This window comes from Mesorhizobium metallidurans STM 2683 (assembly GCF_000350085.1).
Lineage (GTDB): Bacteria > Pseudomonadota > Alphaproteobacteria > Rhizobiales > Rhizobiaceae > Mesorhizobium > Mesorhizobium metallidurans.
The window spans coordinates 75,336-90,661 of sequence record NZ_CAUM01000111.1 but is presented as its reverse complement, the minus strand read 5'-3'; the positions used below and the strand labels follow the sequence as shown (position 1 = coordinate 90,661).

Genomic DNA, 15,326 nt, shown 5'->3' with positions numbered 1-15,326 from the left:
ATCCGAAATATCATTGGCAGGCGAGGTAGTGGGCGTAGTGGGGGTGGTGGGAGCAGTCGGCTCGGCGGGAGCAGTCGGCTCGGTGGGGGCAGTTGGCTCGGTGGGGGCAGTTGGCGTCGTGTGGTCGGTCGGCGCAGTGGGAGCAGTTGGCGTTGTGGGGTCAGTCGGCGTGGTGGGAACAGTTGGCGTTGTGGGGTCAGTCGATGTCCCGGCATCACTCAGATTGTGTTCCCTGAAGAAGGCCTGCAGGGTCGGAGAGTTCTCAAGCGCGGTGTCGCCTTCTTGCTGGCCCCAGGCGTAGGCGAAATCAAAGGCGGGATTGGGGACCAGCTTCTCCCAATGGTCCATCATGGTCTGCAACTGGTCCGTCGAGGGCATGACATATTTGCCGCCCGTATTGGTCGTCCAATTGCCGCCGCCGAACGTCTGATAGACCGGAACGATCTGGCTGATCGGGATGCCAGAGGCCACCGCGGCCGCCACGGATCTGTCGATCATGTCGTAGTCGACGGTGCTTGAGCCCGTGCGCACCGGATAAGGGTCCAAGCCGAACAGATCGATACCTGTGTTGGCCTGGTTGTAGGTGTTGGAATAGTTCGGGTTTGCGGCAGAGCCCATGTCCATCAGGGTGATGAAGGTCTTGGCGCCAGGCACCTGGGAATGGATATAGTCCGATTCCGCCTTCAGATCGGCCGCATCCACCTTGGTGTGGTACTTGCCGGTGGGATCCGGCTCATCGACGAGAAAAAACCCATACAGCTTCGGATTGCCGATGAAGGGGGTGACTTTGTCGATAAAGGACTGGGTTACCCCTTCGCCCTCGTTGAGCCAGATCAGGCCTTTCGATCCCTCTGGCAATTCGTTGAGCTGCTCGACGGTTTGAACATCAACCAGGTTGAAGCCGGCGGTTGCGACTTCGCTGGCGGAACCGCCAGCGGTAAAGTGGAGAGCCATCTACAATCCTTTGTCTGATTCGGTAGCGCCCCGCTGCTGCCTGCCTACTAGAGGCATATATTAGCGACAAATCACATACCGACACCCTTTGATAGAATCATTGATCGCCGATGGATTTCTGAGCGTCGGAAAGCGGATTGTCGCGACCCAACATAAAACTGCAGCAAAAAATACGCTTCCTTCGCGGATAACATTCTTGATCGTCACTTAATTAAACCACGGTTTTTCACCAATATACTAAGCTAGTGCCAACCAGATCGGTAATTTATGTTTAAGGCGCATTTAATATACAGAATCTTTGCTAGTGCCTCGCAAAATCTGTGAGGCCGCCGGTAAGGTTGGCGGAGACTAAAGCAGGGTGTGAACCAGATTTGTATGCTCACCATCGCGACCGAATTTGTTGTGGACATGGATGGCAGGCGCTGGCTGCCGCTCGGTCTCTTCGGCAGCCGAGGGTTACCGAGTCGCATGTGGCTGAGTTCGGCCTATCAGCCGCTCGTCAGGAGGCACCTTCTCTCGATGCAAGGTTCTGACCGAAGTGCGGTTTCGGGGCGCGAATGGTTCTTCCACCGTCACGGTATGCGTGTTGCGAAGGCCCAGCCACATGGCTGTTGCGAGCGCCAGGCGGTTGAGTTTGCCGGCTCGGAGCGTTGATCCACGCCAAAGCTTTCGGACCTGTGAGCCGCAGCGCGATCCAAACCCGGTTTGCCTCATCTAAACAGACGAGGACAGTAGACCAGCCTGCCCCTACCGTGACCTTGGCGACATACGCGCACAAATGGCGAAACCAAGAGCATGCAAGCAGAATCGAAAGCAGGCCACTGCCCGCCATCAGGGTATGGCGCAGGGTCAGGGGAGGCAGGATGAATCCGCATCTCGTATGTGTGGGAGGCGAGGACCACGCCCTGAGAATCCCGTTCCTGATGTCGCTGCGCGAAAAGGGTTTTCGGGTCACTGCGGTTTCGAGTGGCAGTGAAGCCGCGTTTTTGCGGCATGGCATTCCGCATCGCCAGTACGGTTTCGACCGATTCTCCAGCGGCACTGGACAATGGGCCACGGTCAAAACGATCAGAAAATTGATGTCGGAACTCCGGCCGGACGTTGTGCAAAGCTTCGACACCAAGCCGAACCTGTTGACGCCGCTTGCGGCGCGCGGAAAGTTTCCCGTCATCCGCACGATCAATGGCCTGGGCTGGACGTTCTCGTCGCTGGAGCCGCGGGCTCTGGCTCTGCGTCCAATCTTTTGCGGACTGCAAGGACTTGTGTCCTTCTGGACTGCCGCGACGGTTTTCCAAAATCGGGACGATCAGGCCTTCTTTGAGCGCTACAGGTTAATCCGACGCGGCAGTGGAGGGCTGATCCGCGGTTCAGGAATCGATGTCGATGCGTTCGCCATGGCAAGGCATCTTGCACCGCCGGCGATGAAAATGCGCGAAGATCTCGGGCTCGACCAGTCCGCCGAAGTCATCGTTTTTGTCGGTCGGCTGACCCGTCAGAAGGGTATCCCAACACTCCTCAAAGCAATTCCACGCATCCTGTCCAAGAGGCCGAATGCGCGTGTCGTGCTCGTCGGTCCATGGGAATCCGAGGGCCCGTTTGCCGTCGATAAGGCGGAGATCGATCGCTATGCCCCCAATGTCATCGCCTTGGGTCCGCGACGCGACGTTCCCGCCCTTCTTGGCATGGCCGATATGTTCGCCTTTCCCACAGAGTATCGGGAGGGGATCCCGCGCGTGCTGCTGGAAGCAGGACTGGCAGGTTTGCCGATCGTCGCTTCGAGAATGCCCGGCTGCAACGACGTGGTTCAAGACGGATGGAACGGCTACCTCGTTCCGCCGCACGACGCCGATGGCCTGGCGTCTCGGATAATAGACGTCCTGTCCGACCGCGAACGCGGAAAGCTCATGGGCAGTCGTTCCGTTGAACTTGTGCGGGAGCAGTTCTCGCTGCCGTGGGTCGTCGACCAGTATAGCGATCTGTACAAAAACGTCCTTAGCGCCAAATCCCATGGCGATCTCGCTCGACCTGTGTCCCCGATCTTGCTCGAAAAGGACGCCGCAGAGCCCGAAATGGGTGGGGTGCGCCGATGATCCGGGACGCCTTGCTGGCCGGCGGCATTGCGATGGCCTACGCCGCGCAGCTCAGCATTCCAGGAATGCCTTTCGGATATACCGAATTGCTGCTGTCGCTTTGGATCATGCTGTCGATCGGCCGAATAGTCATGGGTGGTCGCCTGGAGGCCACGCCGGCCCTGTACCGCCTTGTGACCTTCTGGGTGATCATGACGTTTGCCTGGGGGGTCGGTCTCATCACTGGATTGTTGACCTCGGTTGAACTACTTGCGGCGCCCGTCCACGATATGACAGCCTATGTGCTGTTGGCCTGCGTCACCTGCCTCTCCGCGGCCGAGCCCGAGGCCGAACTTCATCTACGTCGCACCGCCTGGTGGGTGATAGGCATAGCGAATGCGTGCTTTCTCTTTCAGCTGGCGCTCGGGTGGGGTTTTATCCACCAACCCGGTGTCGACCCATGGTTCTGGGATCGCTTCGTCGGCTGGTCCGAAAATCCGAACCAACTGGCGCTCTATTGCGCGCTCTTTGGTCCGCTGGCGTTGTATCTTGCAACGACCGCCCGCAATCCATGGGCAAGGCTATTTGGGATCAGCAGCATTGGTGTGACCTTCCTTGTCGGGAAGTTGACAAAGAGTGATACCTTTCTTCTTACAAGCATCCTTACCCTCCTGATATTTCTTGGGTTGCGTGTTCGGACATGGTTCGCGTCCGGCAACAAAGTCACTGTTTTCCGCCAGGTGACCCTGCTGTTGGCGATCGGCTTTCTTCCCCTGGGGATGTCGATGGCACCCTATGTCGTCTCGGAGTTTGGCAACGTCGAAGATATCGCCAAGGGCCTCAGCCGAGGTGGGGGCGGCGAGGAGACAACGGAGACTGCTGGACTTCGCTTCAGCCTCTGGACCGATGCACTCTACAAGGGCGTGACTTCAGGGTCTCTGGGCCTTGGACCCGGCCCGCATGTGGACCGCCCCCTCGCGGTCTATAAACAGTTTAAGCGCGAACCTTTCGAGGCCCACAACACCTATCTCGATACTTATACTCAAGGTGGTCTGATTGCGGTCCTGGCACTGTTCTGGATACTTGGCTCAGCCACCCTGGCCGCCTGGCGTGCGAAGCACGATGCCCTGTTGGCGTTGATGTTGTCGATCCTTTTTTACGGGTTTCCGCACCTGATCGTCCGACACCCGATCGTGTGGTTTGCGGTCACCCTATGCCTGGTCGTTGGAACGACGCGAACAGTTCCAACGTCGCGAGCAGCTTCAGTGACCCCCAATCGACCTTATAGCTACGCGGGGTAACGGGATGTGTGGGATTGCCGGAATTCTCCTAGCACCGGGGGCGGCCGACGCGAAGCCGCTGAAGGCCATAGCGGGAATGACGACTGCGCTTCGTCACCGTGGGCCCGACGGCGAAGGATTCTGGTCCGATCGTGAAGCCGGCGTCGCGTTCGGTCACAGGCGTCTGGCCATTGTCGATTTGTCGGAGGCTGGACATCAGCCGATGCGTTCGGCAAGTGGCCGATATGTCCTTACGTTCAATGGCGAGGTCTATAATTTCCGAGATCTTCGCCACGAACTTGAAAGTGCGGGCCATTGTTTCCGCGGCACCAGCGATACTGAAGTCATGCTGTGCGCGATCGAAAATTGGGGGCTCGACGCAGCGCTCAAGCGCTTTGCCGGCATGTTTGCATTTGGATTGTGGGACCGGAAGACGAGAACCCTTCATCTCGCCCGCGACCGAATGGGCAAAAAGCCACTCTACGTCGCCTCAACACGCGATGCATTGGTTTTTGCCTCCGAGTTAAAGGCAATCAACCGTTTTCCAGGTTTCCGTCAGGAGCTCGATCTCAATGCTGCGGCGGCGATGCTGTCGAGGGGATGGGTACCGGACAACAGTTGCATCTGGCAGGGCGTGTTCAAGCTGCCGCCAGGTTCCGTTCTGTCTATTACGGCGGCGGATTTTGCTGGCGGACGCAGTGCCGCGTCCCTTTCGCACCACATCCGGCAGTGGTGGTCGCTGGCCGATGTCGCCGAGAAAGGTCGGCGGGAACCAATCGCCGGCACCGACGAAGAGCTGACAAATCAGCTCGACGAGCTGCTGAGACTTGCCGTCCGGGAACGCATGGTCGCCGATGTGCCGCTGGGCGGCTTTCTATCCGGCGGCGTCGACAGTTCTGCCGTTGTCGCGCTGATGCAGGCTCAATCGCAAAAACCGGTGCGCACGTTCACGATTGCTTTCGGAGAAGGCGGATTCGATGAGGCGCCACACGCCGCTGAGGTCGCCCGACATCTGGGCACCGACCATACCGAACTTCACCTGTCGCCCGCCTCCGCGCGCGACATCATTCCAGAACTGCCACAGACCTGGGACGAGCCGTTCGCCGACGAATCGCAGATACCAACGCTGCTCGTGGCGCGGCTCGCCCGCCAGCACGTCACGGTGGCTCTGTCGGGCGACGGCGGCGACGAATGCTTTGCCGGCTACGCTCGCCACCTCATGGCGGCCCGAGTGAACCGGCAGCATGGGCTGCCGTTGCCGATGCGTCAGACGCTTGCGACAGGTATTGGATTGCTTGCTCGTGCAGCCCGTCACGATCTCGTCAGCAAGCTGCCGCTTTCGGCCCATGCCCGGCATGCACTGCGCAGCGACCGGCTGGATCGCCTGGCGCGGCTGCTCTCGGCGGCGGATGAGGATGAACTGTATCAGCGACTGACGGGATCATCGACCGAAAACCTCACTCACCATAGACCACCGATATCGATCAATGGCACGGCACAGCTTGATGGCCTGCTGTCGCGTCTCCTGTACGACGACATGGTCGGCTATCTGCCTGGCGACATACTGGTGAAGCTGGACCGCGCCAGCATGGCCAACAGCCTCGAGGGACGATGCCCGCTTCTCGATCATCGGGTTGTCGAATTCGCCTGGCGCCTGCCGGCGGATGTGATGGTTCGCCATGGCAGAGGCAAATGGATCCTTCGTCAGTTGCTGCATCGCTATGTTCCGGAGCGGCTGATCGATCGACCAAAGCATGGTTTCGACGTCCCTATAGCCGTGTGGCTGAGAGGGCCGCTGCGCATCTGGGCCAGCGATCTTATCGCCGATATGCGGCTCTCCGGAGACGGTATCTTCGACTTCACAAAGGTCGAGACGTGCTGGCGAGATCACATGGACGGCAGGCAGGATCATTCTCGTGATTTATGGGCGGCGTTGATGTTCCAGGCATGGCGTAACGAGGCCGGTCGGCCATCGGCGCCAGCCAAGGATCTGTCTCGCATTTTCGAACTGGCAGGAGTGTAAGATGGAAGGTTCCATAATCAGCCGCATTCAACTTCCGCGTGCGACTGAGATGCATGTAACCGCGCGTGAGGCCAAGCCGCGTATGAGGCGGCCGCTACGTGAGCAGGTGGAAACCGAGAACCCCTTGCAGCAACTTCTCACCACCATGGCGAGGCGAAAATGGTTCCTGCTAACCATGGTCGTACTGGGCGGTGTCCTGGCCGGGCTTGCCGGCTTTATTCGCCCTGTCGAGTACGAAGCGACCACGCAAATCATTCTCGATGCTCCCACCAGGAGCGGACCTAACGGCACGGAAATTGCTCCAGAGATGCTGGAAGCCAGTATTGACGATCATATAACCATGCTCTCGTCGCAGGGGCATCTGCGTCGTGTGGTGGCAGCGCTGCGCAAGATGGACGCGGGAAGCACTACCGAACAAGGTGATCCGGCAACTCGGGATTCCTCCCCCGCCCTTGCTCGCGACGGTCAATCCAATTCGCACTCGTTTGGAGGTGGTCTGTGGAGCAGAATTTGGCCGCAGAGCAAGCCGGAAGATCTGGATGCGGCTGAACTGAAGGCGCTGCGAAAGGACGTGAGGGTCGGGCAGGAACTGCGATCGAGAGTCATCACCGTAGGTTTCACCGACAACGATCCGGCGCGAGCCGCCATGGTGGCTAATACCTTCGCCCAACTGTACATCGATGATCTCGCAAAGAGACACCAGGCATCGGACAAGCTGGAGCTCGACTCGATCGTCGCCGCCTTGCCGGCTGTGCAAAGCGATCTGGCGGCGGCGACCGATCGTCTGGAGAAGTATCGGCTGAGCCATGGCGCCGTTGACCAAGGTGCGGCGGACAGTGCCGCCAGGGAGACGGCCGAACTCAGCCAGCAGATTTCCTTGTCGAAAGCGGATCTGTCCGCCACGGAAGCCCGCCTTCAACATATTCAGGACCTGCGGAAGAAAGGGGCGCCGGTCACCGCGCTCGCCGAAGCGATGGGGTCACAGGTGCTGATCGACCTGGCGGCTCGGCAAGCCAATGGCGAGGCAAATGACGATCTGACCAATTCGATCAACCTCGAGATAGAACAGGGCACGGCCCGTATCGCGGCGGAAGCGGAGATCTATCGTGCCCAGGTCACCACTCTAGACACACGCAAGAGCGTGCTCGACGCGGTTGGCGCCGAAACAGCCGGCCGGCTGTCCGGGCTGCGTGCCCTGGAGCCGCAGGTCAGTATCCTGACGCAGCGATACAATCAACTCCTGACGCAACAGCAGCAGTTGAAACAGCGCATTGCATCGCCCTCGGCCGGAGTCTCGGTCCTTTCAGCCGCATGGCCGCCGACGAATCCAAGGACCCTATCGCCAATCTTTCTTATTCCACCCGGCATGGTCGTGTTTGGCCTCATCGGCGGGGTCTTCGTCGTTCTTCGCAACCGTCTCGATCAGACTTTGCGCGGCGAAGCCGAAGCAGAAGCCGCGCTCGGGATTCCGTGCCTGGGGCTGATACCCCAAGCTCCCACAATGCACGCCAAGCGACTGCAGCAGCTGGTTCTAGGCCAGCAGAAGTCCAGATACAGCCGCGCCGTAACGTCCCTGCTTGTCGCGGCGGCGCCCAAGCCGGCGAGGGATCGCTCGTCGCATGTCATTCTCGTCACGTCCAGCGTACGGGATGATGGCAAGACGGAGCTTGCATGGAGCCTGGCCTTGGCCGCCACACGACTGGGCGGCAGGGTGCTTTTCCTCGATCTCGACGGCACGAGCTCGCCCCTCACCAAGGAATTTCTGGACGAGTTCACAGCGCGCAGGCCACACAATTTCTTCGGAGACTATGTGAGTGACCGCTGTGCCTTGCACGATGCAACTACCGGAATGCCTGAAATCGGAATCGACTTCATGGCTCTTGCGCCATCGGAGGATCTGCTGGCGCTGCTGTCCACGGCCGACAGTGCCATGTTCGCGGATGAGCTGCAGTCGATCTATAGCATCGTCATCATAAATGGACCGCTGGGACTTGGAGGACCGGAGGCGGGGCTTCTGACAGGCTGGGCGGACATGGTTCTTTTCGCCATCCGCTGGGGCAAGACACGACGCAGCATCGCGCGTGGTGTTCTGGAACCGCTTGCGAGCGATGCGTCGGTTTCGGTCCCAGTGGGGAGCGTTCTCACGCAGGTCAATCTCAAGAAGCACGCCGGCTATCATTTCGGGGACAGCGCTGATCTTTTGCTCGAGAAAGCGTGATGAGCGTCACAAGCGGCCTCCAAGCAACGATAGTCACGAAAATCGATCGGATTTGACCCCATGATCATCGAACTCTTCGGGCCGCCTGGATCCGGCAAGAGGACCTTTGCTCACGCTCTTGCACGGCGACTGCGCGACCAGGGCTACAACGCCAGGGTCGCACCCGGTCATGTGCCTCGCGAAAGGGGATCGAGCGTCGATCTTGGAATCTTTCTGGCTATTTTCAGGATTTTATTGGCAATATTTTCAACATTGAAAATATTGCTCTCTCCGAGAGGCAGGATCAAAGACCTTTCGACGTCGCTTTCCATGACGAGAACGATCCCGCCAAAAAATCGAATATGGCGGGCCCGGCTCTGGCAGCACATATTGAAACTGTCGCGCCGCTGGGATGAGGCGAAGCAATCCAGGGACGTGGTCATATTCGATCAGGGTTATGTCCAGGCGGTTGCATCGCTGGCAATGCTCAATGGGGCCGCGGACAAAGTCGCTCTCACAAAGGCCCTCAGCCTCGCGCCCACGGCCGATTTCACACTCAGAGTTGTTGCGCCACGCTCGATCGTGGAGACACGCCTGCAGCAGCGGTTGGGGCATGAGGCGCCTGCGGAGCGCCTGTTCGAAGCTGATTTTGACACCAGCATGCGCGCTTTTGGGGTGTTTGAAAGCCTGAATGATATTCTGGCCGATTCCGACCGGAAAATCATTCCGGTCCATACTCTCAACAATCGGTCTTCGTTGGAAGGCATTGAGTGTGTCGGGCACAAGATAATCTCGAAAATCCTGCAAGCCGGAGGTCGACCCGGAGTTCAAGGCAGCGAGGATCATGAGGTATTCGATGACAGCTTCGACGACTATGGAGTTGTGAAGACGGCACGAAATCCTGCTGTCCCTGTTGCCGCGGCAGATGTCGTTTCGCGCCCCAGCCAAGACCGCCCCAGCCAAGACATGGGCCGAAGCCTCGGCTACGCTACCGTCTTCGCTCTTATGATCTACGTCGGTGGCGCGGGATTGACCAGCCTGGCGCAATTGTTGATTGCGCGCCTCGTCGGTTCCACCAGTTACGGTATCTATTCCTACGTCCTGTCCTGGACCTCCGTGCTTGCCTATCTTGCAACACTTGGTTTCAATATCTCCCTGTTGCGCTTCGTGTCCGCCTACAGAGCCAAAGGACGGCTTGACCTGGCGCACGGCGTCATCAGGTTCGCCCTGCAAAGGGCGCTGGCGGCGGCAACACTGTTCGGCGTCACAGGCGCCGCCTTGATCCTTTACTTCTCAGATCCTTCTCAGAAGGAAATGGAAATCAGCCAACTTCTAGGTATGGCGGCGGTGCCACTGGTCACCGCCTACGCCTTGGGCGCATCGCTTGTTCGCTCTTTCGGCGGCGGTGTCTCGGCCCTTTTGCCGGAACGCATCGTGCGTGACGGCCTGCTGTTGACGTTGCTGGGAGTGGCGGCCTTGTCGGGATCGTGGACCCTTGACGCCACCTTGGTGATGAAGACGGTGCTGATAAGCTCGGGCATTACAGTCGCACTGGTGTATATCCTCGCAACGAGATTTCAGCCGACCGGCCTGCGGCAAACCGAGCCCAGCGACGCATCGCAAGAATGGTGGGCCGTGGTTCCGCCAATCATGCTCATGGCCGGACTTGATGTTTTCATCAACCGCGCCGGCGTCATGGTGCTGGGCTGGACAGGTCATATCAAAGATGCAGGAATCTTCGCCTTGGGATTGAACGTCGCGTTGCTTGTGGGTCTTTCGGTGGCTGCTGTCGGGGTGATGTTTTCGCCGGCGGCGGCGGCCCTTCATGCCCAAGGCGACCGCAAGGGTCTGCAGCAGCTATTTTCACGCGCCTCGATACTTTCGGCCTGCGGCGCCATTGCCATGGCTGTTCCGCTGGTTGTGATCGTCAAGCCTCTCATGAGCTGGTTCGGTGATGATTTCAGCTCGGGAGCGCCCATCGCCCGGGTGCTGATGCTCGGATATGTCGCTGTCGCACTGTGCGGACCGCAGCTGAACCTGTTGACGATGACCGGCAACGAATGGGCGGCGGCCGTAGCCATGATCGTCGGCGCGGCCGCCGGCCTCATAGGCTGTGCGGTGGGAATCGAGCTCTACGGTCCAATGGGCGCCGCAATAGGCCTCGCGCTTGCCCTGGCTGTCTGGAACGTGGCCATGGCGATCTTCATCAGCAAACGATTGAAGATCATGCCGGGGCTGCTCTTTGCGCTGACCTCGCTCAAAACGGGCACGGTTAACCGCCAGCTGCGATACTGGTTCTTACACTGACCGCGAGCTGTCGCAGCTGCTCTGATCGGTCAGATTCGATACTTTCACCCGCCGGGGCAGGGGACTTTTACAGCGTGGCCTATTCGAAGGGTTTGCCGATCGGGCTTTGGCCGCCTTGAGCGGAATGCGCCAGAGGACGTCTACTCTGTGGGCGATCGCGAGGGCAGGGCCTCAAGCTGAAAACCTTTCACCGACCTGGCAACTCCGAAGCTGCGGCCAGTGTGGCCCTGGATCTCAATTTCGTATTCGCTACGCTCGGGCGTCGCTGTCTCGACAGATGCGGCCGACGCGATTAAAGCGCGTCGCGTGATGGGATCCACGCAACGCGCTTAAGTCTTTGTTTTTATGCATGCCGGTGCCCCAAAACCGTTGCACACTTTTAGACAACATGCATTCGTGTTCTCACACATGCAGCAGGGTTTGTTGCTGTGTGCGCGCCTCAGCATCGATCCCATGAAAGTCTCGATACCATTCGACAAATCGCTGGACGCCGTCCTCGAGCGCCGTTGCCGGTGTGAAACCGACGGCATTGCGAAGATCACTGACGTCGGCGCGAGTCTCCAGAACGTCGCCTGGTGGCAAAGGTACATCTTTGCGCAGTGCACGACGGCCAACGGTCGTTTCGATGATCGAAATCAGCCGATTGATCTCCTCGGGCCGGTCATTGCCAATATTGTAGACGCGATGCGGCGCGGAACTTGTAGCAGGATCAGCCGCATAAGCATCCCAAATCGGATCGGCCCCTGGCGGTGAGGCGAGCGTTCGAACCACGCCCTCGACGATGTCGTCGACATAGGTGAAGTCTCGCCAGACGCGTCCGGCATTGGCCACTTCGATTGTCTTCCCCTCGATGATGGCGCGCGTGAATATGTAGACTGCCATGTCGGGTCGCCCCCAGGGGCCGTAAACGGTGAAGAAGCGCAATCCGGTCGCGGGCAGGCCGAACAGATGGCTGTAGGAATGTGCCATGAATTCGTTTGAACGCTTGGTTGCGGCGTAGAAGCTGACGGGATGGTCGGCGCCATGGTGTTCAGAAAAAGGTATCGTTCGATTAGCGCCGTAGACGGAGCTCGACGAGGCGTAGACGAGGTGGCTGACGCCGACGTGCCGGCAACCTTCGAGCACATTGAGAAAGGCCACAATGTTCGATTGCACATAGGCGTGCGGGTCAAGCAGCGAATAACGCACGCCGGCTTGAGCCGCGAGATGCACAAAGTGCGACGGCCGAAAGTCTGAAAAAAGCGACTTTACGCCCGCCTGGTCCGCCAGATCCATTCGCAATGGAATGAACCCCGGTTCGGCACAGAGACGCGCAAATCGCGCTTCCTTGAGTCTCGGATCGTAATAGGGTGTGAAATTATCGACGCCCACGACTTCCACACCGAGATGCAAGAGCCGCGAGGCCACGTGAAACCCGATGAAGCCGGCCGCGCCGGTGACGACGATTGGTCCGTTTCGGGCCAGGCTCATCACGGAGCGATCTGATTGCGATCGAGCGGATTTGTTATATGGATCATTGCCCAACTTGTCGGCCTTTCGAATTGTCGCCTTTCGGATTCGTCTCCCGAGATCCCGTCGCTGAAATCGTACGCCGGCTTACCGGGGCGGGCGCGGTTGGCGCCGCCAGATGCTCAACTGTGTTGAAACGGACCTGATTCCGGTTGCCTTTGTCCCGGGCGGATGACACCGCCCGGCGACGGGCTCAAAACGGCGCTCTAGGGCAGAACGGAAATGCGCCCCAGAAGAGCGACCAATTCAGCCTGACGTTTCGTTTCGGTCTTGGCGAAGAGCGAGGCAAGCTGGGAACGAATGGTAGTGCGGCTGAGCCGCCAACTGCGGGCAATCTCCAAGGGCGCATCACCCTGGGCCAAGCGCAAAGCGAGATTCGTTTCCGCGCCCGTCAGGCCAAACATCTTTTGAAGTGTTTGCGGATTTGGCCCGGACCTGCTCTCGCGGTCGAGCAATGCCACAATGCTCGTACCATCAGGAGCGATAGCCCCCGTCTCGTTCAATATCACCGGCCTGTCGCCCGCGCTGCGGATCACAACCCAGGACAGTGAGCCCGGCACGAAATTAGCCGGAACATTCGCGATCAGACGCCTTAACGCGGCCGAAAGCTCGCCTGCTGTTTCAGCGGCTTCGCCCTGACGCTCCAGCGTGGTTTGAGCGGCTGCGTTCCATTCGACCACTTTCCTTTCGCGGTTCAGGATGAGATAGCCGCAGCCGATGCGATCAAGCATGCCGGTTATGGATTCCAGACTGCGTACCTTTGGCTCGCCGACCTCTGCGTCCGATCGATTTGATGTGCGGTCCGAAGAATAAGTATAAGATGGCCGTCTCGCATTCGCTTCACGGTCATACTTAGTCCTCATCACAATGTATCGGCCGCTAGCGGCCTCGGTATGCCTATCAATAAATGTCATTTTAACCCCCTGCCAAAAAGTTTCGCCAGCCCGAAGTAATTTGTTCGGGATTTACAAAACAGTTTCCTGCATGCCGGTTGACAAAAATGTCGCCCGCCATTTAGAAATCCTGTATCTTCTGAGGAGTTCTGACCGAAGTCATGCTCCCCCCGCCCTTGATAAAATGCGCTCCACGATAGTGATGTGGCAATCCGGCAGTCGTACTAGGTTGTACGTTTCTTGCTCTAGTCTCGACGGGCTAGTCCGAAGGTTGTAGTCTATGCCTATGAATTCGCGTCCGCCTCGGTCAAATTCGAACCCGTCAGGCGGAATGCTGACTCATCTTGCCTCTCTCCTGGTATTGATCGTTACACTGGTATTTTCAATAAAATCATCAGTATATATTGGAGAAAACGCGAGTTTTTTTGGAATTTATTCCCGCTATTATTATTATTGCCTATCTTGAAAACCGTGCCCCTGCGCTTGCGGCGACGATTCTGATGGTGGCTGTCGGCCTATGGGCGCGGGGGCTAGATCAAATTTCCAACGAGGATTGGGCGCGCGCCATCCTGCTTCTGGTCTCGGGCGGGGTGATCGCCATGACGTTCCATCGGCTGCGACAGGACTTGCATGAGGTGCTGGGAGTAGCTGAAGCCAGGCTGGCTGCCGTCGAAGCAACCGAGAGCCGCTACCGCTGGGCCTTCGAACGTGCCGCCATGGGATTCGCAAACTCCAACGAGAAGGGCGAGCTTCTACAGTCCAACAGACGCCTTTGTGAGATGACAGGCTACAAGGAGGAAGAGCTTGCCCAGTTGCGGCTCACGACACTCGTCCATCCGGACGACCGCGACGCCTTGGCACGATTGTTGGCCGGCCTTGGTAATGAATTTGCCTCGTTCGGTTCGGAGGTCCGTCTGTCAAGAAAGGACAGTACGGCATTCTGGGCCCGGCTGACCCTGTCTTCATCCGTGCCCGATGGGGTTCTCTCCGAGAGCATCTTTGTCGTCGTCGACGATATTTCGGAGCGGCGAGCCGCGCACGAAGCGCTCCGGGCTCAAAAGGAGTGGCTGGATCTTGCTTTGTCCGCCGGACGCTTGGCCACATGGCGGATCGACCTTAAGGAGGGGACCGTAACAGGGTCGGGCACTTTCTGGGACATTCTCGGCCTGTCCCCAGTCGCTAGCCGCCCCCTGGAGGAACTTGCAGCTGTCGTTCATCCGGCGGACTGGCCAAAGCTGGCAGCGTCGGGAAAGCTCGCGCTGGCCACGAACTACGACGTCGAGATACGCGTCCGGCGGCCGGACGGACATATCCGCTGGGTAGCTCTGCGCGGAAGGGAGGACAAACACGATGATCATGCGCAGCGGCTTGGAGTGGCCGCAGACCTGACCGAACGACGGCAAACCACACTGCTGCGCGCCGCGGCAAAGAAGCGGGAGCGCATCATGCTCGAACAACGCCACAGATTCAGCAACCTGTTCCCGGTGATCACCGCGCTCGTGAAGATGGTCAATGCTCCCGACAACAATATCGCCAAATACAAGGAGACGCTGATCGACCGGATTCGTGCGCTTGAGGCAACCCATCTGCTCCTTTCAGGCAAGGGGAACCATTCGGCGATGCTCCACGATCTCGTCGTACAGGAATTGCAACCGTATATGGGAACACGTGACATATCCGTCAGCGGTCCTTCCGTCGCAATGTCGGGAGGCGCCGCCGAGAGTTTTGCGATGATTGCGCACGAGCTCACGACCAATTCCATGAAACATGGAGCACTTGGCGATTCAAAGGGCCGGATCGAGGTGAATTGGACCTTTGCATCCGAGGACGCTGGCAGTGACATCGTCTTCGAATGGGTGGAATCGGGGCGGCGGCGAACTTCAAATGTTATTCGTCACGGTTTCGGTTCGATGATACTCGGAGTGGATGGAGCGCCGCTTGTCGGTCATTCTCCCAAGCTGGAGATGTCGGATCACGGGCTGCGATATTCGCTAAAGCTGTCGCGCAAGGAAATCGGCCCTTAACGCGTCGGCTCGGAATCGACTTTGGAAGGCAGAATGCGTGGATTTGGAGTCCCGGAGCGTCATTCGTGCG

9 protein-coding genes are annotated in these 15,326 nt (G+C 58.7%); 6 read left to right on the top strand and 3 right to left on the bottom strand.

Annotation, left to right across the window (positions count from 1 at the left end; genetic code table 11):
• On the bottom strand, nucleotides 1-954 hold a 954-nt coding region (locus MESS2_RS18265; protein ID WP_244440024.1), incomplete at its 3' end, for a calcium-binding protein.
• Between the two features lie 863 nt (nucleotides 955-1,817).
• Between MESS2_RS18265 and MESS2_RS18255 the strand changes: the two genes are divergently transcribed.
• From MESS2_RS18255 to MESS2_RS30250, 5 genes are read left to right on the top strand one after another with little or no spacing between them, the layout of a single operon-like run.
• Nucleotides 1,818-3,044 (top strand): glycosyltransferase family 4 protein, encoded by a 1,227-nt coding sequence (locus MESS2_RS18255; protein ID WP_008875881.1) that lies wholly within the window; start codon nucleotides 1,818-1,820, stop codon nucleotides 3,042-3,044.
• Nucleotides 3,041-4,324 carry an O-antigen ligase family protein gene (locus tag MESS2_RS18250; RefSeq protein WP_008875880.1) on the top strand — a complete coding sequence of 428 codons (1,284 nt, stop codon included), beginning with the start codon at nucleotides 3,041-3,043 and terminating at the stop codon, nucleotides 4,322-4,324. Before MESS2_RS18255 ends, MESS2_RS18250 begins: the two co-directional genes overlap by 4 nt.
• Before the next feature lie 4 nt (nucleotides 4,325-4,328).
• On the top strand, nucleotides 4,329-6,326 hold the full coding sequence (gene asnB / locus MESS2_RS18245) for an asparagine synthase (glutamine-hydrolyzing) (protein WP_008875879.1): 1,998 nt from the start codon (nucleotides 4,329-4,331) through the stop codon (nucleotides 6,324-6,326).
• 1 nt (nucleotide 6,327) lies between these two features.
• A complete protein-coding gene (locus MESS2_RS18240; RefSeq protein ID WP_008875878.1) occupies nucleotides 6,328-8,544 on the top strand; it encodes a GumC family protein in 2,217 nt (738 codons plus the stop codon).
• A gap of 60 nt (nucleotides 8,545-8,604) precedes the next feature.
• Nucleotides 8,605-10,830: a lipopolysaccharide biosynthesis protein gene (locus tag MESS2_RS30250; protein ID WP_008875877.1), complete on the top strand. Its 2,226-nt coding sequence runs from the start codon at nucleotides 8,605-8,607 to the stop codon at nucleotides 10,828-10,830.
• Between the two features lie 402 nt (nucleotides 10,831-11,232).
• Here the strand turns inward: MESS2_RS30250 and MESS2_RS18230 are convergent, their stop codons facing one another.
• Together MESS2_RS18230 and MESS2_RS18225 are read right to left on the bottom strand one after the other, a co-directional pair.
• The gene (locus MESS2_RS18230) at nucleotides 11,233-12,300 is read right to left on the bottom strand and encodes an NAD-dependent epimerase (protein ID WP_008875875.1); all 1,068 of its coding nucleotides are present in this window, start codon (nucleotides 12,298-12,300) and stop codon (nucleotides 11,233-11,235) included.
• Nucleotides 12,301-12,545: 245 nt separating this feature from the next.
• Entirely contained in the window at nucleotides 12,546-13,070 is a 525-nt protein-coding gene (locus tag MESS2_RS18225) for a helix-turn-helix transcriptional regulator (RefSeq protein WP_244440023.1), read from the bottom strand.
• 587 nt (nucleotides 13,071-13,657) lie between these two features.
• Between MESS2_RS18225 and MESS2_RS18220 the strand changes: the two genes are divergently transcribed.
• Nucleotides 13,658-15,256 carry a PAS domain S-box protein gene (locus tag MESS2_RS18220; RefSeq protein ID WP_008875871.1) on the top strand — a complete coding sequence of 533 codons (1,599 nt, stop codon included), beginning with the start codon at nucleotides 13,658-13,660 and terminating at the stop codon, nucleotides 15,254-15,256.
• Nucleotides 15,257-15,326: the final 70 nt, after the last annotated feature.